Source organism: Marisediminitalea oceani (genome assembly GCF_003731635.1).
GTDB classification, from domain to species: Bacteria; Pseudomonadota; Gammaproteobacteria; order Enterobacterales; family Alteromonadaceae; genus Alteromonas; species Alteromonas oceani.
Window position 1 is genome coordinate 80,936 of the sequence record NZ_RCUA01000005.1, and the last position, 25,826, is coordinate 106,761.

Here is a 25,826-nt window from a genome sequence, read left to right on the forward strand (position 1 = left end):
TTATTATTCCACCAGGGTGATTTTTTGTTTATCCAGTTTAATCTTCTGCTGCTTATACAAGGCGCCTAAAGCGCGTTTGTAAGCCGCTTTACTCACGTTAAAGTGGGCGTAAATTTCTTCCGGCGGGCTTTTATCGGTGAGCGTGGAAAAGCCACCGTGGGCTTCCAGATCGTCGAGGATTGCCTGTTGTAGTGCATCCCGCCCGGTAGCGTTAACCTGTTGCAGGGCAACGTCGATTTTGCCGTCTTCACGCACCTGCTTAATGTACCCGGTGGTTTCGTCGCCAATGCGCAGCTTCTTAAAGGCGTCACTGGCAAATACTAACCCCAGGTGAGTCTGGTTGATGACTACTTTGTAACCCAGGTCGGTCTGGCCGCATACAATCAGCTCGACTTCCTGGCCGGCCTTAAAGTAGATGCCATTCTCGCTTAAAAACGGGTGTAATTTGGTGGTACCCAGCAGGCGGCCGGTGGGCTCATCAAAATACAGATAAACCGGGTAAACCATGCCCTGATTAACCGGCATTGCCTGGTTCTGGCGGGGAACCATCAAATCGCGCGGCAATCCCCAGTCGAAAAAAGCGGCAAAATCGGTAACGCCCACCGCTTTTAATACTTTGACCTCACCAGCCAGAATTTTTGGGGTTACCAGGCTGGCCGCGAGCTGGCCGTTTTCACCGGTATACACCATGGCCTGCACTTCGCTGTCGACTGCCAGTGGTTGTTCTACCTCTTCGGTAAGCACAATACTGCGATCATCATCCGCGTGAGACAACTGATAACCGAAGGGAAACTCTCCAACCACTTTAAGCGGGTTAATCTGACCAATTTTTAGCATGGGGACTGACTTTTAAAATAAAACAAGTAACATGATAACCGATATGTCACGAAGAACTAACCGCTTATGATGTTAAATTGCGATTTAGGCGAAAGTTATGGCGCCTGGACAATGCCTGTTGATGAACAAATCATGGTTCATATCGACATGGCCAATATTGCCTGTGGTTTTCACGCCGGCGATCCGCTTACCCTGCAAAAAGCCATTGGCCTGGCCATTGAACACAATGTAGCTATTGGAGCCCATCCTGCTTATCCCGACCTGGCTGGTTTTGGCCGCCGTAGCCTGGCCATGGCCGACGATGAACTGATTGCCTGCCTGCACTACCAGATTGCTGCGCTAGATGGAATGGCCCGGGCACAGGGCGGCGAGGTGGAGTACATTAAACCCCATGGCGCTTTGTATAACGATCTGATGCAAAAGCCTGCACTTCGGCGCACTGTGATGCAGGCAGTTGCCAGTTGTTCGGTTGCGGATGTTCCGCTGATGATTCAGGCGCATCCGGACCATCAGCAATTAAGCCGGGAGGCCGCTGAGTTTGGCCTGGTGTTATTATTTGAGGCGTTTGCCGACCGTAAATACACTCCTGAAGGCTACCTGATGTCGCGTAAGGAGTCCGGTGCTGTGCTCAACGAGGAGCAGGCGTATGAACAGGCTACCCGGTTAATGGATGACGGAATTATTATTGCCAGCGACTACAGCGTGTTAAGCATGCCGGTGGATACACTTTGCGTGCATGGTGATTCGCCTGGTGCAGTCGCCATGGCAGAGTCGCTGCGGGTAGCGTTAACCAAACGTAAGCTGAGTCACGTGAGGCCGGGAGCGAACGCCTGATATGCAACCTTTCGGTACGATACGGGCAGTGCAGGCCGCCGGTGAGGACGGCGTTATTTTCTATACCAGCGGAGCTGATCTGGCCGCGCAGAACCAGGCGGTTAACGCGCTGCATCAAGCGTTGGTGACGCATCGTCCCCACTGGTTAACAGAGTTGGTACCTTCCTACGACAGTTTAATGCTGGTGTTTAATATGAGCGAGGTGGATTACCACGGCGTTTATCAGTTTGTTAAACAGCTACCGATAACCGATACCAATAGTCAGGCCGCCTCCACATTACACCGTCTACCGGTGTGGTATGGCGCGCCTGAGGCCAATGATCTCGAGCTGGTTAGCAATACTACTGGATTATCTGCTGCCGAGATTATTGAACGTCATCAGCAGTCTGCTTACACCGTTTTTGCTGTGGGGTTTGCGCCAGGCTTTGCCTATCTGGGAGAGCTGGCGGCGGAGCTGACTACACCGCGTCTGGCAAACCCGCGTCAAGCGGTACCTAAGGGCGCTGTAGCGATTGCTGACCGGCAGACCGCAGTCTATCCGGATGTATCGCCTGGTGGCTGGCATTTACTTGGCCTTTGTCCGGTAGATCTATATAAACCCGGCGCTACAGAGCCAACGTTGATGCAGGCGGGTGACAAGGTTGAGTTTTATGCCATCAGTGAAGATGAGTATCACGCCCTGGCGCAGAAAGCAGGGGAGTCGGCCTGATGGCAGTACGTTTTACCCGCGTCGATTTAACCGCCTATCCGGTGGATGCCGGCCGGCGGGGGCAATTACATCAGGGGTTTTGTCAGTCGGGCCCGCTGGATCTCTATGCGTTTTCGCTGGCTAATTTACTGTGCGGACAACAGGGTGCTACGGCCATCGAGTTTATTGGCGGCCTGGGCGTGGAATTTACCGCTCCGGCAGTGGTGAGCGTTACCGGGCCGGCCGCTGAGATCACCCTGGATAATCAGCTGCATCAAAGCTGGCAGTCGATACAGGTTAACGCCGGTCAGCAGCTTATTGTGGCGCCGGCAAGAATCGGCAGCAAACACTATCTGGCGATTCAGGGCGGCTTTGAGTTTCCCCGGGTGGTTGGCAGTGCCAGTATGGTAAAGCGTGAACAGCTGGGCGGTTTGCATAACGATGGTAAACCTTTAAAGGCGGGTGACGAAGTGGTGGTTGCCAGCGTAGCATCAGCGCAAAAATTGCCCGACGCGCTACCGGCGCAATTGATCCCTGATTATCAGCCTGACGCGCGGGTAGGCTTGGTGCCTGGCTATCAGCATGACTGGCTAAGCCCATTGCAGTGGCAGCGACTACTCAATAGTGAATACACCATCACGCCGCAGGTCGATCGCATGGGCTATCGGTTAAGCGGGCCTGCCATAGAGCTGCCCTCAAGGGCTTTATATTCAGAAGCCATTGCGCTTGGCGCGATGCAAATTCCGCCCGACGGTCAGCCCATTGTGATGATGGCCGACCGGCAAACTCTTGGAGGTTATCCCAAAGCCGGGACCATTGCCCGATGTGATCTGAATCATTTCGCACAGGGCATTCCCGGTGATAAGATAACTTTTTATCAACTCGACGCCGACGATGCCAGAGCAAAATGGCTGCTGATGCAGGCCGCTATTCAACGCTGGCTATCTTTTGAGGTCTGTGGACCGGGCGTTTTCTCAACGAGACTCTCATGACCATAGCATATTTAAACGGCGAGTTTGTGCCGTTGGAACAAGCACGTATTTCGCCGCTGGATCGCGGTTTTCTTTTCGGCGATGGTATTTACGAAGTGATCCCCAGCTATGCAGGTAAAATGGTGGGGTTCAGTCAGCATATGGCCCGTTTTGCCAAAGGCCTGGCAGCCATTGAGATTGATTATAAAATCGACAGGGATGAGTGGCAGACACTGGTCCAGCGTCTGATAGACGATAACCGTGAGGCCTTAGGCGATAATATCGGTGTTTATCTGCATGTCAGCCGTGGTGCAGATACCCGCCGTTATCATGCTTATCCGGAAGGCGTTACGCCTACGGTATTTGGTTTTGCCTTTGCCTTATCGGCGCCGGTTAAAGCCGATCGTCATGCACACCCGGGTGCCAGCGTGTCACTGGCAGAAGATTTACGCTGGGAACGTTGTCATATTAAGTCAACGGCGCTACTGGGTAATGTAATGCATTTCCAGCAAAGCGTTAAAGAAGGTAATGCCGAAACGCTGCTGTATAATCATCAGGGTGAGATCACCGAGGCGAGCAGCAGTAATGTGTTTATCATTAAAGATGGCAAGGCTTTTACACCGCCGCTGGATAATCAGCTGCTCCCCGGGATCACCCGGATGCTGGTTCTGGAGTGTCTGAAAATAGCCGGAATTGAAGTGTCTGAAGAGGTCATTACCGTGGGCGAATTACTGTCTGCTGATGAAGTCTGGATCACCAGCTCCGGTAAAGAGATCCTGCCAATCGTTAAGGTTGGCGATAATCAGATAGGCGACGGTAAGGTTGGCGAGATCTGGGAAAAAGTGTTCTCTGTTTACAGCGAACAGAAATTTGTTTTGTAGGCGCTGAGTCTGCCGCTTAAATAAAAAAGGAGTCTTTCAGACTCCTTTTGTACGTTTAATCGAGGTTTTCACAGTTTTCGTCGGTACATTCGCCGTAAAGGTACAAACTGTGATGGGTTAATTTCATCTTGTTGTCTTTAGCGATTTGTTCCTGACGCTGTTCAATCAGATCATCTTCGAATTCGATAACCTTGCCACATTTCAGGCATACCAAATGGTCATGATGCTCTTTATGGCTTATTTCAAATACCGATTTTCCGCCTTCAAAATGATGGCGATTTAAAATGCCGGCATCGTCAAACTGATTGAGAACCCGGTACACGGTAGCCAGACCGATTTCTTCACCTTGTTCGATCAAAATCTTATACACGTCTTCTGCGCTGATGTGTTGATTCTTTGGCTCCTGCAAAATTTGCAGGATTTTTAATCTAGGCAAGGTAACTTTGAGGCCGGCTTTCTTTAATTCTTTATTTTGGTCCATTGGGTGCCTACATCTGGGATGCGAATTTCTCGCTATTATAGGTAACTTGAGCAGATTTGAAAGCCTAACAGGGCATAGAAAATGGTGATTTCTATAAATAATGTCTATTTTGGGCTTAAACGTATAGGGTGTAGACTATATTTAAAATAATGTGAATGAGATGGTGCAAGTTTTAACGTTTGCATCGCTGCGGGTTTTCCAGACCATGCTGACTCATCGATTTGACGTTCCGGTAAAATCTTAAACTTAAGTCTTCTTATAATGAGGCCGATTAAGAGGTATGTTGCGCCGGAAGTCACTAACCTCAGCACTGCTATACTAAGATTGCCGTGCTGCAAACAGGAATACTAATGCCCTTAACAGTCGTTAATAAAATCATTCTGGGATTCGCATCCTTTGGTTGTTTATTGTTAATTACCAGTATTCTTTCCTATTGGGGATTATCCGGTATCCAAACCTCCGCCGAAGACGTCATCGAAGAAAAGATGCCGGTGCAAACGTTGATGAACGAGGTCAATACACAAATACTCACGCTGGCCACGATTACCGCCAATGGTTATCACGTGAATTCGTTGCCTGAACTACAAAACAGTAAGTCGACCTTTGCCGATCGCTCTGAAACCTTTGTACGCGGCCTCGACGAACTGGCTAAACTGCTGGGCAATGACAAGCAAGCCACTCAGGCCATAGAAGCCAGTCAGGAGTATGTTGAGCAAAGTCATGGCATGTACGAAGCGTTGGAGCAACAGCTTATGTTTGAGCAACGGATTGCCGAACAGTCCGAAAAGGTACTGATGATTGCCGATGAAGCCAGTGCTTTGATGCTCGATCTGGGCTATCTCGACACTAGCGATCCGGGCATCGAAACAGTAATCGGTACCGGCAATAATATCGACAACAAATTGCTCACCATGAATACGGCCATTGAAGATCTGGTTAACAGCCGCGAAGCCGATGCAACAGCATTGATTGAAGAAGATTTGGCTTATCAAATCAGTAACCTGGAAGTTGATAAGGATTACCTCAACCGCCTGGCTGAAACCGTGGATACCCAGGGCACGGTAGCCATGTTTAATGAGCAGTATGAGGCATTTATTGCTGAACTCACCGGCGATAACGGGCTGGTATGGATGCAAAAGCAAAAGCTGGCGTTTACCAGCGAAAGTGGCGCGCGTCAGAAAGCCGCGCGAGCTGCACTGAATACTGCGCAGTCCTCGATTGAATCACTGTACGGACAAATTAATACCAGTACGCTGAATGCGCAGCAGAAGATCCTGGACACCGTAATGGGCGCGTTAGTTAAAACCGGTGCGGTCTTTGTCATTGGCTTAATTGCAGCGGTGGTTCTGGCTGTTATTACTACCCGCAGCATCGCCCGCCCGCTGGTGAAAATTAATCGCGGTCTGACCCAACTGAGTCAGGGCGATCTCACCCGTAAGCTGGACGATAACGGCAGCGATGAATTTGCTGCACTGGCATCCAAAATCAATGCGCTGACCGAGAGTCTGCGTAGCCTGGTGGGCAATATCCTGTCCCAGGAACACCGCCTTGAAGAGGTGACTAAATCGAGCATTGCCCTGGGCGAGGAAAGCCTGCAACAGGTGGGCGAACAACGCAAGCAGGTACAGACCACTGCTACCAATACCGATCATGTGCGGGAAACCAGTCATCATAACCTCAGCCAGATCACGACTGCCATGGAAAAACTGAGTCAGGTGGAACAGCAGAGTCAGAGCATTGCCGCACTGGCTGAAAATAACCGTCAGCAGGTTCTCGAACAAGCCCGTCAGGCCGAAGCTTCAGCGCAGGTAGTTCATCGTCTCGACGAAAACAGCCGTAATATCGGCAGTATTCTGGATGTGATTAAAACCATTGCTGAGCAAACCAATTTGCTGGCGTTGAATGCCGCTATCGAAGCCGCCCGTGCCGGCGAACAGGGCAGGGGATTTGCGGTGGTAGCTGACGAAGTCAGAACCCTGGCAAACCGTACGCATAACTCCACTGAAGAAATTGAAGCCATGATCGGCAGCTTACAAAAGGATGCCCATCAGGCGGTGCAAACTATCAATACAGGTCGCGAGCAGGCGCAACAAGGCGCTAAAACTACCGAGCAGGTTACTGAACAGGTTGCGTCAATTTCGGTGATTATTCAGGAGCTGAGCCGGATTAACCGCGAGATCGTTACCGATACCGAGCGACAGGATGCGCTGCTTGCTGATGTTGCCGGCAGTTTACAGCGTATTGTTGAACTGGCCGAGCTCAGCGCTCACAGTACGGAGCGGGCTAATGAGTCAACCTCGAAAATTGACGTGGAAATTGCTGACTTGAAAAGGGCGGTATCGAAGTTTAGACTTTAGTTTAAATTAAACGAGAGTTTTCAGGGAAGAAAAATGAAAAATGCAATTTTAACGGTGTTTGCCGCCGGCTTTATAGCGGCCTGCGGCGCCACTGAGCCTGCTACGACTCCCGCCACAAGTGAATATGACCAACTACCACTAAGCACCGATGTGTTGGCTATGCCTGAGTGGCAGGCGCTCGAACGTTTTCCTGCCCGTTATCCAAAGAAAGAAGCTATGGCAGCGAATACAGGATGCGCCACCGTTGAGTATGTAATAAAGCCAGATAACACTGTAACCGATATACGTGTAGTGGAGTCGAGCAGCCGATACTTTGCCAAGGAAGCAGAACAGGTGGTCGCAAAGTGGAAGTGGTCGGCTATGCCGGCTGGCATTTTAGACAAGCCGGTTAAAACCCAGACCCGTTTTGAGTTTTGTCTTGAAGATGGTTCGGGGCAATGCCAACTGGAAACACTGGCCAGTAAAACAGAGTGTTCCGGCAGTGATATTATTGCTTCGGTAGGGATGAGGGTTAGCCGGGGTTAAACCTCACAGGTTAGCATTTTACAGGCACAAAAAAACGCAGGGTTAAACCTGCGTTTTTTGATCTCAGCCGCCTTTAAGCCAGTTCGGCTAAACAAAGCTCTTCGTTTAACTGATGGCACCAGGCACGAACACGCTCGTCGGTGAGTTCTGGCTGACGGTCTTCGTCGATACCCAGACCCACAAAATGGGTGTCATCGGCCATGCCTTTAGAGGCTTCAAAATCGTAACCGTCGGTAGACCACTGACCTACCAGGATAGCACCACGGGCTTCAACGATGTCACGCACCATACCCATGGCATCAAGGAAATACTCTGCGTAATCTTCCTGATCTCCACAACCAAAGATGGCTACCAGTTTGTCGGTAAAATCAATTTGCTCCAGCTCAGGGAAGAAATCATCCCAATCACACTGGGCTTCGCCGTAATACCAGGTAGGAATACCGAAGATCAGCAAATCAAACTCTGCAATCTGCTCTTTAGAGCTCTTTGCAATGTCGTGAACGTCAATCAGGTTCTTACCCAATTCTTTTTGAATTAACTTGGCAACATGCTCTGTATTGCCAGTGTCGCTACCAAAAAACAGGCCAACACTTGCCATATCTAACCTCTATCTACTTACTCTGAAAATGGTTATCCGGATACGCCGCTGCTCTGCCAGAACAGCTGGATAATCCCTTTTGCAATAAAACCCATGGCTCCCAGACCCAGAACACCATAGGCGACAACCCGGCCAATCATGGGAACATCGTTCTTTTTCAATACGTCATGGACGGCAAAAATCATCAGAACAAACAATATCACCAGCCCTAAATCGAGCATGATAGATTCTATTTGTTCGTAATACTTCGCAAGCATAAAAAACCTTTACTGTATTTTCGCGCGCAAACTATACCACAGTAATGTGGCTATCGCAGGCATTCTTACTGACTTTTGTGTCAGTGCGGCCAACGTGCCGGCAACTCAGAATGACAACTTCCGCAGCCTGCCAGCTGTTACAATCTGATTGGCGCGGAGTATATCACAACCGGTCTTTTTTAAATGCAAATGTTTATCATTTACAAAATTGATGGTCAGGACGTTAACGCACGTTCGACCAACCCGTTGACTACCTGCGGTTTCTCGGCATGTAACCAGTGACCAACACCTTCAACAATCTTGGCTTTAGCGTTAGGGAAGTACTTGCCGATAACTGCCTGATGTTGCCGGGTAATGTAGTCTGACTCGCCACCTTTAATAAATGTCACACTACCTTCAAAGCGTGCATTGTCCGGAGCAGAGAAACCGCCTACGTTGGCGTAGTCTTTTTCCAGACCTGCTACGTTAAAGCGCCATTGCCACTGGCCACCATCATCCTGATAGAGGCTCTTTAACAAAAACTGCCTGACCCCGGGGATTTTAATCTCAGTTTGCATCACACTGTCTGCGTCTTTACGTCCGCTTATGGCACTGAGATCAACCTTTTTGAGTCCGGCAAATACCGATTGGTGATGAGGCGGGTAGGTTACCGGAGCAATATCCATGGGCACCAGTTTATCGACCCGGCCCGGATGGGTGAGCGCGGTGAGCATAGCCACTTTGCCACCCAGCGAATGGCCCACAACATGACACTTATCAATGTGCTGTTCATCCAGTACCTGGATCAGCGCGCTAACGCAGTCTGCCAGGGTAAAGGTGTCTACCCAAGGCGATTCACCGTGGTCCGGTAAGTCGATAGCGATAACATTAAAGGAGTCTGTAAGGTGGCGTCTGAGTGCGGCTAAATTATCCAGATTACCAAACAAACCATGAATCAAAACAACCCAGGGGGCATTTTGCTTATCGCAGTGATACTGCTCAAAATTAAGTGATATTGACATGTAAATAAAAAAGCGGGGAAGGTCCCCGCTATTAAAGATTAAATTGCGAAATCTTCTAAAGACTGACCTTTTGCAAGGGCATCTTTAAATACTACCGGCATTCTGCCTACGCCGGTCCAGGCGACAGTTTCACCATCAACGGTAATTTTATATTTAACCGGACGTTTTTTACCGGATTTACGTTTTGGCTTAGTTTCTGCCACATCCTGTAAATCGGCTACATCAATGCCAGCTTCTTCCATTTGTTTTTTAATTTCTTCAAGCTTAGCAAGTTTTTCCTGCTGGGCTTTAATTAATTCAGCTTCCTGCTCTTTTCTTTTTTCGATAATGTTATTCAGCTTTTCCTGAACACTCGTCAACTCTTCTACCGATAAATCCTTTACGGCACCTTGTAAACGTCGTCCATGAGTTAAAATTTCTAAAAACTCACTCATTAATTATCTGCCTGTGTTTAAAAACTATGACAATTCTAATTTAAACTCGTGCTTTTTCAAAATTATATTTAAAACAATAAACGAATTACATATTCGGATAATTAGGACCACTGGCGCCTTCGGGTACCACCCAGCGGATATTTTGTGCCGGATCTTTAATGTCACAGGTTTTACAATGTACGCAATTGGCCGCATTAATGTGAAACTGCGGTTGCTTGTCGTCACCCTCAACTATCTCGTATACACCAGCAGGGCAGTAGCGTTGTGCTGGTTCCGCGTAACTTGGCAGATTAACCTTTACCGGTATTTCCGGGTCTTTTAACTGCAGGTGACAGGGTTGGTCCTCGTCGTGACTGGTATTGGCTAAATACACCGATGATAATTTATCAAAACTGAGTTTATTATCCGGCTTTTCATAGTTTATTGGCTGGCACTGGGCGGCAGATTTTAATTTTTTATAGTCAGCATCAGTATCTTTTAATGTCACAAAAAGATTGCCGTTAAAAATATTTTGTTCCAGCGTATTAAACGCACCTCCCAGTAAATTGCCAAATTTATGCAGGGCCGGACCAAAGTTCCGTGCTTTAAAAAGTTCATTTCTTAAATCACTTTGCTGATAGGCTTGGTTAAATTCTGTACAAAAGTCTGTGTTGGTCGCTTGGTTAATTTGATTAAAAATAACTTCTGCGGCCATTTTGCCCGACTTAATTGCAGTATGAATGCCTTTAATTTTGGAAAAATTTAACGTTCCGGCATTACAACCTACCAGGCAACCACCCGGAAAAGCCATTTGCGGTAACGAATTAAAGCCGCCTTTGGTAATTGCCCGCGCACCATAAGCTACGCGTTCACCGCCGTTTAAATATTGAGCAAACAGCGGGTGATGTTTCATGCGCTGAAATTCATCGAAGGGACTTAAAAACGGATTGTCGTAATTTAAATCGACAATTAAACCAACATAAATTTGATTATTTTCGGCATGATATAAATAACTGCCTCCGGAGGCTTCTGTTAATGGCCAGCCAGCGGTGTGGACAACCAGACCAGGTTGATGTACTGCTGGATCGACCTGCCAGATTTCTTTAAATCCAATGGCATAATGTTGTGCTGTGGCATTTTTATCCAACGCAAACTTTTCAATCAAAGTTTTACCCAAATGACCACGGCACCCCTCGGCAAACACGGTATATTTTGCTTTAAGTAACATACCCGGCATGTAGCTGTCTTTTTCAGAGCCATCAGCAGCGACGCCCATATCGCCGGTAATAATACCGCCCACGCTGCCATCGTCGTTGTAGTGGACATCTGCGGCCGCAAAACCAGGGAATATTTCAATGCCCATGCCTTCGGCCTGCTCAGCGAGCCAGCGGCACAGATTCCCAAGTGAGACAATATAGTTACCTTTATTGTGCATGGTTTTAGGTGTAATCAGATCCGGTAGCTTGATACTGGCGCTCTCGCTGCGTAACAGATACGTGGCATCCTCGGTTACCGGTTGATTAAGGGGAGCGCCTTTTTCCTGCCAGTCGGGAATGAGTTCGCTGAGGGCCGCGCTTTCCATCACGCCACCGGAAAGAATATGAGCGCCTACTTCTGAACCTTTCTCGACGATACAGATGGATAACTCAGTGCCTGACTGCTCAGCCTGTTGAGCCAGTCGGATAGCGGTGGCGAGGCCCGATGGACCTGCGCCAACAATCACAACGTCAAACTCCATTGATTCTCTTTCCACGGCCTTTCTCCTCATAGTCTGATTAGTTTTATTGTTCTCTGTAGGGGCGTTAACTGGCAACCATATTTGCCACTTTCATGGCTTTTATTGCGTTGCGTCAAACTAAACCAGGTTGACGTTAACGTCAACTGCAAGTAAATTTTATGCTAAAGATGTTGCAAAAGTGTTGTTACGTCAAATTGACAGTTGCTGTCATTAAAGTGCCATAGTTATTGGAGCACGATCTAAGCAGACTAAACCGTAAAGGATGAAAGAGGCTTATATGAAAATACTGGTGCCGGTAAAACGGGTAATCGATTACAACGTAAAAGTGCGGGTAAAATCCGATCAATCCGATGTGGATCTAACCAACGCTAAAATGGCCATGAATCCTTTTTGCGAAATAGCAGTGGAAGAGGCGGTCAGATTAAAAGAAAAAGGTATCGCAACAGAAATTGTTGCCGTTAGCATTGGCCCTAAGGCATGTCAGGAGCAGATCCGTAATGCCATGGCGCTCGGTGCAGACCGCGGTATACATGTGGAATGCGAAACGTTTCCTGAGTCGCTACAGGTTGCCAAGATTCTGGCCCGCCTGGTAGAGCAGGAATCACCGGGCCTGGTCATTATTGGTAAACAAGCCATCGATTCTGATAATAACCAGACCGGTCAGATGCTGGCTGCATTAACCAAAATGCCTCAGGCGACTTTTGCCTCGGCAGTGGAAGTGGAGGGCGACAGCCTGAAAGTGACCCGCGAAATCGACGGTGGATTGCAAACCCTGAAACTTAGCATGCCTGCGGTGGTTTCTACCGATTTACGCTTAAATGAACCACGTTATGCAAAATTGCCGGATATCATGAAAGCCAAACGTAAACCGCTGGCGGTGATGAGTACCGACGAACTGGGCGTGGACATTACCCCACGGGTGACAACCTTGAAAGTAACGCCACCACCGGCCAGAAGTGCAGGTGTAAAAGTAGAAACAGTGGCCGAACTGATGACAAAACTTCGCGACGAAGCAAAGGTGATCTCATGAGCATACTGATTTACGCAGAACACGATAACAACCACCTTAAATCGGAAACGCACAAACTGGTAACAGCTGCCACCCAGCTAGGTGACGATATCCATATTCTGGTAGCCGGATCAGATTGCGCGGCAGTGGCCGAACAAGCGGCTTCCATAGCCGGCGTAAAACGTGTCATGCTGGCAGACAGTCCGGCCTACGCACATCAACTGGCTGAGAACACCGCCGATTTACTACTCGATATCGCTGAGGGGTATACCCATATTCTGGCAGCGGCTACCACTACCGGCAAGAATTTTATGCCACGGGTAGCGGCGTTACTCGATGTGGTGCAGCTATCCGATATCATTGGCATTGAAAGCGCAGATACCTTTGTGCGGCCTATTTACGCCGGTAATGCTATCGCGACGGTACAAAGTAGCGACGCAGTAAAGGTGATTACGGTTCGTGCTTCGGCCTTTGATGCTGCACAAGAAGGTAACAGTGTTTCTGTTGAAACCCTCGATACGGTAATCGAAAACACTCAGGTAACCTTTGAAAGTGATGAGATGACCAAGTCAGACCGCCCTGAATTGACGGCTGCAGACATCGTCATTTCAGGTGGACGCGGTATGCAGGATGGTGAACACTTTGCCATGTTGGAGCGGATTGCCGACCAGCTTGGAGCTGCCGTAGGAGCTAGCCGGGCGGCTGTTGATGCCGGATTTGTACCTAACGATATGCAGGTAGGGCAAACCGGTAAGATTGTTGCGCCACAGCTTTACATTGCGGTAGGCATATCCGGAGCCATCCAGCACTTAGCGGGTATGAAAGACTCCAAAGTGATTGTTGCCATCAACAAGGATCCGGAAGCGCCTATTTTTCAGGTAGCAGACTACGGCTTGGTAGCAGACCTGTTTGATGCATTACCGGAAATCGAAAGCGCGCTGGGCAGCTAAGGGCTGAGCCAGTCAAATAGGCCCGGCAGGCAGGCTGTCTGCCGGGCCTTTTAGTTATACCCGAACGACTGAATTGTCGTCAAAACTCACCGGTGAAGGCGAATAAGCATCCGCTTCCCAGTCGTTTTCCCAGCTTTCGTCGTCCAGCAAATAACGGAACTGATATTCCGCTTCAGCAGGCAGATTAACCGTTTGGGTGAAATCGCCGTTTTTGAGCTTTTTCATCGGTTCAGCCTGGATATCCCATGCATTAAAATCGCCCACCAGCTTGGCAGTGCCGGCATTATTGGCTTCACTGGCTTTTAGCTTGAAAGTTACTTTGCAGATAGGTTTGGATTTTAAATATTGCTTTTTCAGACTCATTGTTTTTCTCCTGCTCAACAATCTGTAATTAAATTACAAGTTACGCTCAAATTATCACCGTTTCAAGCGCTTTTGTTCGAAATGTGGTCACAAATTAACGGCAATACCGTTTATTAAAAGCAAAAGTTACCAAAGCAACAATCGTCTTAATAAATCGACACATTTATTAACAAAAGAAATAAGGCGTTTACCCGGCTTACTCCGTAATATTAGCGTTAGAAAAGTTTATGTTTAGCAGGCTGGCGTAGATCAGCAGACAACCAGAGTGGCACATTAATGAAGTTATCGTCTTTAATCAGGTCGGCGCTGCCGATTTTATTACTGGGCCTGGCGCTTATCGCAGCCGGTATTATGATCCTGTCGAAAAAACCGCCGGAGAAAAAAGTAGTAGAAGAGCTGGCGTTTTTAGTTGATGCACAGCCGGTTTACACCGAGCATGTGGAGTTTACGGTCACCAGTCAGGGCAACGTACAACCCAAGCACAAAACAAGTATTGCCACCCAGGTGAGTGGCCGGGTAGTGGAAATCGCCGACAACTTTGTGGTGGGTGGTTTCTTTAACAAAGGCGACGTACTGCTTACCCTGGAACAAGATGACTATCAAACTGATCTGAGCCTGGCTGAGGCCGAACTGGCACAGGCCGAAGCGGCACTGCAGGAAGAAATCGCCCGCGGTAAAGTGGCCGCTGAAGAATGGCGTTCGGTGAATGGTGTAGTTCCGCCTGAGCTTGGTTTGCGTAAGCCTCAGCTGGCCAAAGAGCAAGCCAATGTAAAAGCCGCTAAAGCCAAGCTGGCCAGAGCACAACGTAACCTTGAGCGGACTCAGGTAATTGCCCCGTATGATGGCATTGTGATTGAGCGTAACGCCGATCTGGGCCAGTTTGTAGGTACCGGCGCCCTGGTAGGTGAGCTGTATTCTACCGAGGTGGCCGAAGTGCGCTTACCGCTCACCGATGCGGATTTGGCTTTTATTGATCTTGAAAGCGGTATTTCCCACCGTAACCCGGTTACGCTAAGCGCTATGGTAGGTGGTAAGTTTCAGCAGTGGCAGGGCACGCTGGTGCGTAGTGAAGGGGTGCTGGATACCACTAACCGATTGATTTACGCAGTTGTTGAAGTACGCGATCCGTACCTGCGGGATAACAGCGAGTTTAGCGTACCACTGCGCTTTGGCCAGTTTGTGCAAGCCGTAATCAGCGGGACCGACGCACGCTCGTTAATTGTGATCCCACGCAGTTTACTGCGCCTTGATGGCACCGTTCTGGTGGCCGACGAGAATAACGAACTGCAAATAAAACAGGTAGATATTGCCCGCTCCAGCCCGGAGTCGGTGTATATCTCGGCCGGTTTGCGCGACGGCGACAAGGTAGTACGTAGCGCTGTTCCTAATCCGTATAATGGTATGCCGGTGCGTTTGCCTGAGCAGGATCCTGCAGAACAGGACGTAGCCGATGAAGATGCTGCGTTAGATACCGGAGCATAAGCCATGCAAGCATATAACACGCATAAAGGCCTGATAGCCTGGTTTGCCCGCAACAGCGTGGCGGCCAACCTGCTGATGTGGATCTTGCTCATCGGCGGCGTATTTGGGGCATTCGGTATTCAAAAGCAGGTGTTTCCCAATTTTGAGGTGAACATTATTTCGGTGCGGGTGCCTTATCTTGGCGCTGCGCCACAGGAAGTAGAAGAAGGTGTTCTGTTAAAAGTTGAAGATGCGATTAAAGATCTCGACGGCATTAAACAGATCACCTCGACTGCCACCGAAGGGATGGGCTCGGTTACTATCGAGGTAGAAGAAGACTACGACGTTCAGGTGGTCCTCGATGAGGTAAAATCTCAGGTCGACGCCATTCCCAGTTTCCCCGGTAACACCGAGAAGCCAATTGTTTATCGTACCAAGTTCCAGCAGGACGTACTGTGGATTGCGGTGTACGGCGACGCCAGCGAACGCGAATTAAAGGAGTTTGCCAAGAACCTGCGTGATGATGTTGCCAATTTGCCGGGAATATCTAATGTTCAGGTGGTGGGCGATCGCGACTATGAAATTTCTATCGAAATGTCGGAATACACGCTGCAGAAATACGATTTAACCTTTTCTGAGGTCGTAAATGCGGTACGTCAGTCGTCGGTTGATTTACCCGGCGGTGCGATCAAATCGGATAACGGCAATATTCTGCTGCGAACTAAAGGCCAGGCATACACCGGCTGGGAGTTTGCGCAGATTGTGCTGTTAACCCGCGCTGACGGCTCGCGCCTGACGCTGGGTGATATTGCCACTATTGATGACGGCTTTGTAGAAGATCCCCAGTATGCCATGTTTGATAACCAGCCAGCGGTAAACGTGCGGGTAAAAGCCGTGGGCGACCAGAACGCGCTGGAAATCTCTAAAGAAGTGAATCAGTACCTGGAGAAAAATAAAAAGGACTTTCCGGCGCATATTAGAGCCGATGCCTGGGGCGATTCGTCGTTCTACCTGGCCGACCGCCTTAACATGATGCTGGAAAACATGTTCTGGGGTGGGGTGCTGGTGTTTTTGGTACTGTCCCTGTTTCTCAAAATTAAACTCGCATTCTGGGTAATGGTGGGGCTGCCGGTGTGCTTTTTAGGCACGCTGATGGTATTGCCCATGGAAGGCCTGGGCGTTTCTATTAACATGCTCAGCTTGTTTGCCTTTATTCTGGTGCTGGGGATAGTGGTGGATGATGCCATTATTATGGGGGAATCTGCCTATTCAGAAATCGATGCCAAAGGGCATAGCACAGATAATGTTATTGCCGGTGTAAAAAAGGTCGCCATGCCGGCCACCTTCGGGGTACTTACTACCATTGCTGCTTTTTCGCCGATGCTGATGGTGTCTGGTCCGTTTGGGGTGATATGGAAAACCATTGGGCTGGTAGTCATCGTGTGCCTGACCTTTTCACTCATCGAGTCAAAGCTTATCCTGCCGGCTCACCTGGCGCACATGCGCCTCAAGCCTTACGATCCGGCGAAAGCTAACCGTTTTCAGCGTTTCCGCGATTTTTTCAGTGAAGGCATTAAATCGTTTATTAAAAACATTTACGCGCCGTTTTTAGTTAAAGCGGTAAAAGCCCGCTATGTGACGCTGGCTGCTTTTGTCAGCATGCTGATTTTAACTTACGGCATGTTTAAGGGTGACTGGGTGCGGTTTGTCTTTTTCCCTACCATTCCAAGTGATTTTGTAATGGCTTCGGTGGAGCTGGAGCCGGGTTCATCGTTGTCGCAGCGTGATAAAGCAATGGATACTTTGCTGGATGCGATGTATCGGATGGATGAACAACTCACGCGGGAAACCGGTTCAGGCGTGATTAGCCATGCGGTAGCCTTCGATCAGGGCTCGCTGGGTGGTCAGGTGTTTGCCGAGCTGAGTAAAGGAGAATCACGGGAAGTTACCGATACCGAAATTCAGCGCCGCTGGCGTGAGTTTATGCCGGAAATTCCGGGCGTGAAAACCCTGAATTTTAATGCACCGGGCGGCCCGGGCGGCGGCTCAGACTTAAGCTTTGAATTCAGTTCCAGTGATATTACTCAGCTCGAACTCATCAGTAAGGACGTTAAAGCTGCACTGGCCGAATACAACGGGGTGTCTGATATTAACGATACCTTCGCCGGTGGAGCCGATGAAATTCAGTTACAGTTAAAACCGCAGGCAGAAGCCCTTGGTATTACCTTACAGCAACTGGGGCAGCAGGTGCGATACGGTTTTTATGGGGCCGAAGTTCAGCGCGTACAGCGTGACGACGAAGAAGTAAAAGTGATGGTGCGTTATCCCAAGGAAGAACGTAATTCCATTGGCCACCTTGAAACCATGCGGGTGCGTTCGCCGGCGGGTCAAGATGTGCCGTTTGAACAGGTGGCAGATATCGAACTGGGCAAAGGGTACGACTCAATTATCAGGGTAGACGGCCAGCGTTCGGTAACGGTTTCGGCTGCGGTAGATAAAGACATTGCCGAACCTAACGAAGTCACCATGGAAATGATCACCCGGGTCATTCCGGAAATCATGAAAAAGTACCCACGGGTGGAGTTTAAACTGCAAGGTAACTCCCGTGAACAGATGGAAGCCATGACATCGCTCGCCCAGGGCTTACTATTTGCCCTGTTTGCTATTTATGCGTTGTTGGCGATTCCGTTACGTTCTTATACGCAACCGTTGATCATTATGTCGGTGATCCCTTTTGGTATCGTAGGGGCAATACTGGGCCACCTGATGCTGGGCCATGCAGTCAGTGTATTGTCGATTTGCGGCATTATCGCGCTCTCGGGCGTGGTGGTTAACGACAGCCTGATCATGGTTGATTTTGTTAACCGCGCACGGCAGGAGGGCCACCGCCTGATGGATGCGGCAATTAGTGCAGGTACGCAGCGGTTCAGAGCGATTATTCTTACCTCTCTGACCACCTTCATGGGCCTGGTACCGATAATGTTTGAACGTAGTCTGCAGGCGCAGGTGGTTATCCCAATGGCCATATCCCTGGCGTTTGGTATCTTGTTTGCCACGGTGATCACCTTACTATTGGTGCCCGCGCTGTACGTTATTCTGGATGACATTAAAAATGGCCTGACCAGAAATAAGCGCTCGGCACTGGCTACTGAGCCATCTGAAGGGATGATATCCAAATAGTCGCTACGGGCGCTCCATGTGTGCCACATTTGGTAGTTAAACAAACGCCGGCAGGGAAACCTGACCGGCGTTTTTAATTCAGGCTGTAGTCTGCAAAATCACTCTGTTTAAAATAAACCGGTTTAAAATAAATCACAAAAAGCTTGAATGCTGATAAATTATACAGTACTGTTTGGTTATACAGTATTTGAGGGTATTGTGATGAACACAGGTTTAAAAACAATTGATAACTTAATTGAACGCTTTGGTATTTCAGTGGGCGAGGGGCATGACGCTTTTCAGCAGGTACTGGATCTTTACGGCGGTGACAGCCGCGCCACTACTATGAAGCTGCCGTTTTGTTTTTATCAGATCATTGCCAATTTACCGGTGAGCCGCCGTTTATCGCTGCACCAGTTTTATCTGCCTCACCGTAAGGCCCGCTTAGCCAGCTTTTTGATTGACGAAAACGGCCAGATTATTGAGCAGGTTTACTACCAGCGGGATAGTAAGTATGTGAAGGCCTGCAAGAAATTACAGTCGCTGGTGCAACGTCACTACTTAAAAGATTGGGCTACCGCTGCCTGAAGCTGGGTTTCATAAATTTGTTACTAAAACCGTATAATGTAAGATAAATACCATTGTTATTTATCCGTAATATCGGATAATCACGCTTCTAGATAAGGAGTTGTGCGTGAAAGTTATCTTTTCACACGGTAAAGAAAGTGGCCCGTGGGGAACCAAAATACGGTTTCTGGCAAACATCGCTGAAGAAATGGGCTGTCAGATCCAAAGTATTGACTACAGCGACACCCTGGATCCGGAAAAAAGGGTAGAAAGGCTGATGCAATCTATCCCCAAGGACGATCCCGAAGTGTTACTGGTGGGTTCCAGCATGGGCGGATATGTGTCTTTGGTTACGGCTTTACAGCATAAAGTACGTGGAGTGTTTTTGCTGGCGCCTGCCGTGGCAATGCCTGGCTACAAGGTACAATCCTATCCGGTCTCCTGTCCGGTAACCTGCGTTCACGGCTGGCAGGACGAAATTATCCCGGCGGAAAATATTTTAAACTTCGCTAAACAGCTGAATATCACGCTACATCTGATTCCCGGCGATCATCGTTTAAATGACTCCCTGAAAGCGGTTGGGGTACTCTTTAAACAGTTTTTATTTGAGCGTCTGACCGATCAGTCGTGATTGCAGCTTCCTCACAGGTTATGGATAGTGAGTTAGAATGCGCAGGGAACTCTCAAAGCAACAACAGTTGACCAGGCTTGGCATCGCCTTTGTTATCTTTGTGATTAGCAGTGTTTATTATTACTATCGCGACAAAGCACAGGCTGAAAACATAAATGCAATGTTCCACGATACGGTATTCGGTATCCCGGACGTGAGTACCAGGCTGAGTTATTATTCTGACACTCACGAACTGTTGAGTATTAAAATTACCGCTACGGGGCTACCCGAGCCGGCCAGAGAATATAAACCTCACTTGTTGGCATTTATTTGTTCCCAACCTTCACTAAAATCGATTCTGCGTGCGGGCAAACCGATTCACTTCGATATGAGTGCGCCGGATAGGGCTGAAGGCAGTCATGTTAATATCCGAATAGACGCAGCACGTTGTCACTTTAGTGACTAATGGTTTGATACAGCCTGCAAGAGTGTAGTTTTGGCTTACGTATGATTAATAGCATCAAGTGAGCTGAGGAGGTTATGATGGCCATTCTTGTAGAGTTATTTTGCCGAATACTCTTTGTCGTTGTAGGGAGAAGGCGCTGATAACTAAAACGTGAATGATATCTAAACATGGAGGTTATGCTTATGAATGACTGGATTTTGCCTTATGAGTTTGAGTTTCAGGGGCGTACGGTAAAGTACGGTATAAAAGGTGAGGGTGAACCGCTGGTTATCGTTCATGGTACGCCCTGGTCGTCATTTAATTTACGTCATTTGATACATCACTTATCAGCACATTTTAAAGTCCATTACTTCGATTTACTCGGTTATGGCCAGTCTGATAAAAGTGATGCCGACGTATCGTTGGGGATTCAGAATACCTTGCTGGATGCCCTGATGGACCACTGGCAACTGGAATTGCCCTACGTAGTCGGCCACGACTTTGGCGGTACCACAGTGCTCCGAAACCATATTCTTAACCAGCGACCGTATCGTAAGCTGGTAGTGATCGACCCGGTTGCCTTATCGCCCTGGGGCTCGCCGTTTTTCAAACACGTAGAAGCACATGAACAAGCTTTCGCCGGCGTACCTGACTATATCCATCGGGCAATAGTTGAGGCCTACATTAAAACCGCTGCGCATCAGCCACTGAGCAAAGAAACCATTGATGGCATTCTGGCTCCGTGGTGCTCAGAGCAAGGCAAATCTGCGTTTTACCGGCAAATCGCCCAGGCAAGCTCCAGATTTACCGATGAATTCCAGCAACGCTTCAATGAAGTTACTGCGCCAGTACTAATTTTATGGGGAGAAGAAGATACTTGGATCCCCGTTGAACAGGCTTATCTTCTGCAGGAAAAGATATCCGGAGCTCAACTTAAATCGATTCCCGAAGCCGGACATCTGGTGATAGAGGAAGCACCTGCGCAGCTATCAAAAGAAATTATCGAATTCTTTAAAGCTTAGAGCAAAGAGAAAGTAGGACAATGCCGTTTTAAAAGGAGGTAGTCGATGAGTATCACGTTGATAATCTATGTTTCACTGGCAGTGTACGTGATTATAAGTCTGGCCGTTTCGGTATTTCTAATCAGACGGGATGACCTGACGAAAGCACAAAAAGTACTGCAAATTATACTGGCGTGGCTCGTGCCAATTATTGGCGCTTTAGGCCTATGGCAGTTTAACAAAAGTCAGGATGAACCAATATCCCGGAATAAGGATTTTGGTGGTGGTGCCAGCTCTTCAGGAAATATTGCTTCTGGTGGTGATTAGGTGATTTATTAGGCATTTATTCCAAATAAGTAATATTCTTTAACTCAATTCAGCATACAAGGATTATTAGAATAAGAAGGACAGTCAACTTTTACTAATAATACAGTCATAGTTTTTTTAGAATAAGCCTGAATATGAGTAACGGCATCTGTAAACCTAATATAAAATACAATGATCTTATCAAAAGTGGTAAATAGCAGGGATGTAGATTGAAGTTGATTAAATACCACGTTGATAAAAAGTACATATGGCCTTTACGGATATTTTTTCTGTTAGCGTCAATTCCTTTTGTTTACAACGTTTATGAGACAGCAGCCACGAGTGTTGCAATCGACGGTAAATTTACTTTTGTTAAAGGTGAACACCGGGGATATTACTCTTATCTATCCAAGCAACTGGCGATATCATTATTGTTATTATGGTTAGGACTATTTGGCGTTCGTGAGAAAAATAATTGCGAATCTCAATAAACAAAATTTCCAAGTTAGACTGAAGCCTCGCGTTTGCGAGGCTTAGTTTATTCTATGGTCTATATTTGTCGGTTTTAGAAACGCTTCGTAAAAGAAATAATTGATGAATAATAAAAAAGCCCTGGCTAAACAGTCAGGGCTTTCTGGTATTTACTAACTATCAGCGATTAGCTGTTAATCACAGCTACCATGGCTTTGGCCAGATCGTCGATGTTTGCCTGGCTGATACCTGCTACGTTAACACGGCTGGAATCAACAAAGTAAACACTGTGCTCATTACGCATCTTCTGTACTTGTTCCGGAGTGATACACAGGAACGAGAACATTCCTTTCTGGTTGTTTACAAAGCTGAAGTCTTTTTGTGCGCCGTTGGCGGTCAGTTTTTCAACTAACAAGCTACGCAGAGTAGACATGCGGTTACGCATCTCATTAACTTCGGTTTCCCACTCTTGCTTAAGGGCAACGTCGGATAAGATGATGTCAACCAGCGCACCGCCGTAGCTTGGTGGCATTGAGTACATACCACGGGCAACCGACTGAATTTGCGCCTGGGCGATTTTCTTGGTCGCGCTGTCTGCGGTAACGATAGCCGCTAAGCCAACACGTTCACGGTACAGGCCGAAGTTTTTGCTGCACGAGGCGGCGATAATCACTTCAGGCAGGTTTTCACACAGCAGGCGAACACCATAGGCATCTTCTTCCAGGCCATCACCAAAGCCCTGATAAGCCAGGTCTACGAACGGCAGGAATTCACGCTCTTTAGCTACTTCTACCACTTGTTGCCATTGCTCTTTGGTGAGGTCGGCTCCGGTTGGGTTGTGGCAGCAACCGTGCAGTAATACCACGTCGCCTTTTTCAACTTTGCGCAGAGTGTCCATCATCGCGTCAAAGCGAATCGAAGCAGTGGCTTTGTCGAAGTAGGGGTAAGTTTCCAGGCTTAAACCGGCATTGCCCATTAAAGGGATATGGTTAGCCCAGGTCGGATCGCTGATCCAAACTTTAGTGTCTTTATTAACGCGAGTCAGTAGCTCGGCAAGAATGCGTAATGAACCGCAACCACCAGGCGCTTGCACGGCTGCTACGCGATCGGCCATCAATACCGGGCTCTTTTCACCCAGGATCAGGCCCAGCATACCGTCGATAAAACCCTGTACACCCTGTGGGGTGATATAGGTTTTTGACTTTTCGCGCTCAAGTAAGATGGTTTGCGCTTTGGCTACCGCAGATAAAATAGGGGTGTTGCCTTGCTCGTCTTTATAAACGCCAACACCTAAGTCAATTTTATTAGGGTTAGTATCTTGCTTAAACGCAGCAGACAAACCAAGAATCGGATCCGGGGCAAGTTGGGGTAGCACTTCAAACACGTTATGTCCTCTAAATGTACAGGAATCGGTTTACTAAGTTTATGAACAGTCCTGGGCTTTCACAAACTCAAACAACGGTGGTCGTGTGTTGTTGCTCAACACTGTTGTCAGTCAGACCACTTCATCATCTTCCGCTGGCACGGGAGTTAACCAGTCAGGCTGCGCATTATGCCATCAACCGCTGCAAATTCGAATAGAAAAGCGCTTATTCCTGCACAATTTTCCACTGAAACTCACGGGGCGAGGCTACCTTTTTGCCGTGTTCATATTCCTGCTCAATCCAGGTGACTTCACGGCGATGATTAATCAGCAGCAGGGTAGAGCTGCGCGTGCCGTACTCAGGTGAGGCAATAAAGATAGATGACAGACGCTGCTCCCATTCAAGCGGTACGCCGGTATCCGGGAGTTCGTGTTGCGCAGCCGGGGTATTATCCTGAAGCAGGTTAAACAGGGCGTCCTTGTTTAGGGTGGTCGCCGAACTGATGTATTCCTGCAACCTGGTTACGCCGCGTCTTACTTTGGGCCAGGGCGTATTGAGCGCACTGTTGGAAAGGCCTTGAAAGCCCGTAGCCAGCGGCGAAGAACGGTTAGTGTGATTGTTATACACCTGCAGGCGGGTAACATTGCCGTACAGCAAATTATAGCCGTTATAGGCTTCGCGACTTTTGCTAAGCTGCTGTTCAAATTGCGCTTCGCTGGTTGTGCGAGAGAGATAGTTAACCACCAGCTCACCACGGCTGCGTGCCTGAGGTTGCTCACGGGCAGGATTGCGAATATTGGTCAATGCAGCAATATCGCCGTTACGGTGGACTCCCATCCAACTGCCACCGGCCTGTAAATCCTTGCCGGCCAGTATTGTATCTGGCACATCCCACCAATGGCTTGGCTGGGTAGGGCGCTGATAAAACTCATCGCGATTAGCAGCAATAATGAGCGGATAGTCTTTGTGCTGTTCAACGGCAACAAAAATAATACACATAGCTTTGGTGGTAACCGTTCACCAGGGCCCTATTGACAGTTAGTAATATTTATTTTCAATGATCGTGGGGATCCTATTGATTGATCCCGCCAGTCTGTCAGAGTGGTTTCATGCCACGTAAAAAGCAGCCCACAAAGCCACCCGTCGCTACTAATCTCGATGATGCCAATGAGCTCATTAGTACACTCTGGGACAGGCTAAATGACCTCGAAGACCGACTGAATCAAAACAGTCGTAATTCATCGCGCCCGCCATCTTCTAATGGTCCGAGTGTAGCTTCATCTGCGCCAGCTAAAAAGCCGACGGGCCGTAAGCGCGGTGCGCAATCCGGCCATAAAGGTAGTAAGCGGATGCTGGCCGATACCGTTGATGAGACGCGCACCTATTATCCCGACGATACTTGTGCTTGCGGTGGTGACATTGCTATCAATGATTCCCCTTATCGTCGGCATCAGGTATTTGATATTCCCAGCCAGGCATTCTCTGTAGTCGAACATCAGTTGCATCAGGGCCAGTGTTGTCAGTGCAGTAAAACGGTAAAAGCAACGCTACCTGACAACGTGAATCAGGGGCAGATGGGAAATAACCTGCTAGCCTATGTGGCAATGCAGTCGGGGCAGTTTCACCAGAGTATCAGTAAAATCCAGCAGCAGCTCGAACAGAACTTCGGTTTATCGTTCAGTCGCGGTGCTATCTCTGAAGCGCAGGGCCGGGTTAGTTCAGTACTGACGCCAGCGTATCAGGATATCAAAGAGACGATGCGCACTGAGGCGGTGGTGCACTGCGATGAAACCCGTCATCAGCGTGGTAACGAAAACCGCTGGATGTGGCAGGTATGCACAGCAGAATTATCATGCTTTATGACGCACTTCTCACGTGGCGCCTGGGCGGCAAAGAAACTACTCGGCGATAATCCGGAAAACATTGTTGTTACTGACCAGTATGCCGGTTATCACTACATCGATTCAGACCACCGTCAATTGTGCTGGGCGCATATCTTAAGAAACATGAATGCGCTGGCGGAAAGCTGGGGTACGAATAAAACCTATGGAACAACGTTAGTCAGGCTCATTCGCATACTGTTCCGGCTGCAACACCGGTATGAGAGTAACGCACTAAGTGAAAAGCGATACCTGGACCGGATGGAAAAACTACGCATCGCCTGGCGAGAGCAACTTGAACTGGCATCAAGACGCTGTGTGACTCCCCGCTATCAGAACCGGTGTAAGCTACTGCTAAAACACGATGACATGTGCTGGGTATTCCTCAGTCACGATGGCGTCCCTCTCACTAACAATGAAGCCGAGCGTTCATTGCGAAGCTATGTGCTGTGGCGAAAAGGCAGCTATGGCGTGTGGTCACATCGGGGCGAACTGTTCAGACAACGTATACTCACCATCGTAGAAACCTGCCGAAAACAAAAGCTGAATCCTCTGAAATGGATCCGGGCAATACTTGCTGCGACGCTGAATAAAACCACCTATCCTCTGCTCAACGACTTTAAAGCTGCCTGTCAATAGGGCCTTGGTGAACGGTTACG

General features: G+C 48.5%; 26 protein-coding genes. 16 read left to right on the forward strand and 10 right to left on the reverse strand.

Annotated elements, in window-relative coordinates:
• Positions 1-3: 3 nt before the first annotated feature.
• Positions 4-837 (reverse strand): CvfB family protein, encoded by an 834-nt coding sequence (locus D9T21_RS01250; protein ID WP_123323372.1) that lies wholly within the window; start codon positions 835-837, stop codon positions 4-6.
• A 66-nt stretch (positions 838-903) separates the two neighbouring features.
• Between D9T21_RS01250 and D9T21_RS01255 the strand changes: the two genes are divergently transcribed.
• Genes D9T21_RS01255 through D9T21_RS01270 form a run of 4 tightly spaced genes read left to right on the forward strand, consistent with a single transcriptional unit; the run spans position 904 to position 4,211 of the window.
• Entirely contained in the window at positions 904-1,671 is a 768-nt protein-coding gene (locus D9T21_RS01255) for a 5-oxoprolinase subunit PxpA (RefSeq protein ID WP_105935782.1), read from the forward strand.
• A gap of 1 nt (position 1,672) precedes the next feature.
• A complete protein-coding gene (gene pxpB / locus D9T21_RS01260) occupies positions 1,673-2,380 on the forward strand; it encodes a 5-oxoprolinase subunit PxpB (protein ID WP_105935781.1) in 708 nt (235 codons plus the stop codon).
• Positions 2,380-3,351, forward strand: coding sequence for a 5-oxoprolinase subunit C family protein (locus D9T21_RS01265; RefSeq protein ID WP_123323373.1), 972 nt, complete (start codon positions 2,380-2,382; stop codon positions 3,349-3,351). Before pxpB ends, D9T21_RS01265 begins: the two co-directional genes overlap by 1 nt.
• A complete protein-coding gene (locus D9T21_RS01270) occupies positions 3,348-4,211 on the forward strand; it encodes an aminotransferase class IV (RefSeq protein WP_123323374.1) in 864 nt (287 codons plus the stop codon). Before D9T21_RS01265 ends, D9T21_RS01270 begins: the two co-directional genes overlap by 4 nt.
• A 55-nt stretch (positions 4,212-4,266) precedes the next feature.
• On the opposite strand, the gene fur is transcribed toward D9T21_RS01270, so the two are convergent.
• Positions 4,267-4,692 carry a ferric iron uptake transcriptional regulator gene (gene fur / locus D9T21_RS01275; RefSeq protein ID WP_105935779.1) on the reverse strand — a complete coding sequence of 142 codons (426 nt, stop codon included), beginning with the start codon at positions 4,690-4,692 and terminating at the stop codon, positions 4,267-4,269.
• A 350-nt stretch (positions 4,693-5,042) separates the two neighbouring features.
• Between fur and D9T21_RS01280 the strand changes: the two genes are divergently transcribed.
• Both D9T21_RS01280 and D9T21_RS01285 read left to right on the forward strand, forming a co-directional pair.
• Entirely contained in the window at positions 5,043-7,049 is a 2,007-nt protein-coding gene (locus tag D9T21_RS01280; protein ID WP_123323375.1) for a methyl-accepting chemotaxis protein, read from the forward strand.
• 33 nt (positions 7,050-7,082) lie between these two features.
• On the forward strand, positions 7,083-7,574 hold the full coding sequence (locus tag D9T21_RS01285; protein ID WP_123323376.1) for an energy transducer TonB: 492 nt from the start codon (positions 7,083-7,085) through the stop codon (positions 7,572-7,574).
• A 73-nt stretch (positions 7,575-7,647) separates the two neighbouring features.
• Here D9T21_RS01285 and fldA read toward each other — a convergent pair whose 3' ends face one another.
• The 5 genes from fldA to D9T21_RS01310 all read right to left on the reverse strand — a co-directional run bounded on the left by fldA (position 7,648) and on the right by D9T21_RS01310 (position 11,596).
• Entirely contained in the window at positions 7,648-8,172 is a 525-nt protein-coding gene (gene fldA, locus D9T21_RS01290) for a flavodoxin FldA (RefSeq protein ID WP_123323377.1), read from the reverse strand.
• 32 nt (positions 8,173-8,204) lie between these two features.
• Positions 8,205-8,429 (reverse strand): DUF2788 domain-containing protein, encoded by a 225-nt coding sequence (locus D9T21_RS01295; protein WP_070175106.1) that lies wholly within the window; start codon positions 8,427-8,429, stop codon positions 8,205-8,207.
• A gap of 215 nt (positions 8,430-8,644) precedes the next feature.
• Positions 8,645-9,430, reverse strand: coding sequence for an alpha/beta fold hydrolase (locus D9T21_RS01300; RefSeq protein ID WP_123323378.1), 786 nt, complete (start codon positions 9,428-9,430; stop codon positions 8,645-8,647).
• Positions 9,431-9,468: 38 nt separating this feature from the next.
• Positions 9,469-9,864, reverse strand: coding sequence for an H-NS histone family protein (locus D9T21_RS01305; RefSeq protein ID WP_105933184.1), 396 nt, complete (start codon positions 9,862-9,864; stop codon positions 9,469-9,471).
• An 85-nt stretch (positions 9,865-9,949) separates the two neighbouring features.
• Positions 9,950-11,596, reverse strand: a complete 1,647-nt coding sequence (locus D9T21_RS01310; protein ID WP_123323379.1) for an electron transfer flavoprotein-ubiquinone oxidoreductase — start codon at positions 11,594-11,596, stop codon at positions 9,950-9,952.
• A gap of 262 nt (positions 11,597-11,858) precedes the next feature.
• Between D9T21_RS01310 and D9T21_RS01315 the strand changes: the two genes are divergently transcribed.
• Both D9T21_RS01315 and D9T21_RS01320 read left to right on the forward strand, forming a co-directional pair.
• Positions 11,859-12,611, forward strand: coding sequence for an electron transfer flavoprotein subunit beta/FixA family protein (locus D9T21_RS01315; protein WP_123323390.1), 753 nt, complete (start codon positions 11,859-11,861; stop codon positions 12,609-12,611).
• Positions 12,608-13,540, forward strand: a complete 933-nt coding sequence (locus D9T21_RS01320) for an electron transfer flavoprotein subunit alpha/FixB family protein (RefSeq protein ID WP_123323380.1) — start codon at positions 12,608-12,610, stop codon at positions 13,538-13,540. Before D9T21_RS01315 ends, D9T21_RS01320 begins: the two co-directional genes overlap by 4 nt.
• A gap of 54 nt (positions 13,541-13,594) precedes the next feature.
• On the opposite strand, the gene D9T21_RS01325 is transcribed toward D9T21_RS01320, so the two are convergent.
• Complete coding sequence (locus D9T21_RS01325; protein WP_123323381.1) at positions 13,595-13,903, reverse strand: isoamylase early set domain-containing protein; 309 nt, start codon at positions 13,901-13,903, stop codon at positions 13,595-13,597.
• Positions 13,904-14,179: 276 nt separating this feature from the next.
• Here D9T21_RS01325 and D9T21_RS01330 point away from each other — a divergent pair, with 276 nt between their 5' ends.
• The 7 genes from D9T21_RS01330 to D9T21_RS01360 all read left to right on the forward strand — a co-directional run bounded on the left by D9T21_RS01330 (position 14,180) and on the right by D9T21_RS01360 (position 21,473).
• Positions 14,180-15,385 carry an efflux RND transporter periplasmic adaptor subunit gene (locus D9T21_RS01330; protein ID WP_123323382.1) on the forward strand — a complete coding sequence of 402 codons (1,206 nt, stop codon included), beginning with the start codon at positions 14,180-14,182 and terminating at the stop codon, positions 15,383-15,385.
• A 3-nt stretch (positions 15,386-15,388) separates the two neighbouring features.
• Complete coding sequence (locus D9T21_RS01335; RefSeq protein WP_123323383.1) at positions 15,389-18,544, forward strand: efflux RND transporter permease subunit; 3,156 nt, start codon at positions 15,389-15,391, stop codon at positions 18,542-18,544.
• A gap of 201 nt (positions 18,545-18,745) precedes the next feature.
• Positions 18,746-19,111, forward strand: a complete 366-nt coding sequence (locus tag D9T21_RS01340) for a hypothetical protein (RefSeq protein WP_123323391.1) — start codon at positions 18,746-18,748, stop codon at positions 19,109-19,111.
• Between the two features lie 106 nt (positions 19,112-19,217).
• Positions 19,218-19,721: an alpha/beta hydrolase gene (locus D9T21_RS01345; RefSeq protein ID WP_205664738.1), complete on the forward strand. Its 504-nt coding sequence runs from the start codon at positions 19,218-19,220 to the stop codon at positions 19,719-19,721.
• 37 nt (positions 19,722-19,758) lie between these two features.
• Positions 19,759-20,166, forward strand: coding sequence for a hypothetical protein (locus D9T21_RS01350; protein WP_123323384.1), 408 nt, complete (start codon positions 19,759-19,761; stop codon positions 20,164-20,166).
• A gap of 182 nt (positions 20,167-20,348) precedes the next feature.
• Positions 20,349-21,167, forward strand: a complete 819-nt coding sequence (locus tag D9T21_RS01355) for an alpha/beta fold hydrolase (RefSeq protein WP_123323392.1) — start codon at positions 20,349-20,351, stop codon at positions 21,165-21,167.
• A 45-nt stretch (positions 21,168-21,212) separates the two neighbouring features.
• Positions 21,213-21,473 carry a hypothetical protein gene (locus D9T21_RS01360; RefSeq protein WP_123323385.1) on the forward strand — a complete coding sequence of 87 codons (261 nt, stop codon included), beginning with the start codon at positions 21,213-21,215 and terminating at the stop codon, positions 21,471-21,473.
• Between the two features lie 637 nt (positions 21,474-22,110).
• Here D9T21_RS01360 and D9T21_RS01370 read toward each other — a convergent pair.
• Positions 22,111-23,307, reverse strand: a complete 1,197-nt coding sequence (locus D9T21_RS01370) for an amino acid aminotransferase (RefSeq protein WP_105933193.1) — start codon at positions 23,305-23,307, stop codon at positions 22,111-22,113.
• 205 nt (positions 23,308-23,512) lie between these two features.
• Positions 23,513-24,286 (reverse strand): NRDE family protein, encoded by a 774-nt coding sequence (locus tag D9T21_RS01375; RefSeq protein ID WP_123323387.1) that lies wholly within the window; start codon positions 24,284-24,286, stop codon positions 23,513-23,515.
• 110 nt (positions 24,287-24,396) lie between these two features.
• Between D9T21_RS01375 and tnpC the strand changes: the two genes are divergently transcribed.
• Entirely contained in the window at positions 24,397-25,806 is a 1,410-nt protein-coding gene (tnpC, locus tag D9T21_RS01380) for an IS66 family transposase (RefSeq protein WP_123323152.1), read from the forward strand.
• Positions 25,807-25,826 lie beyond the last annotated feature (20 nt).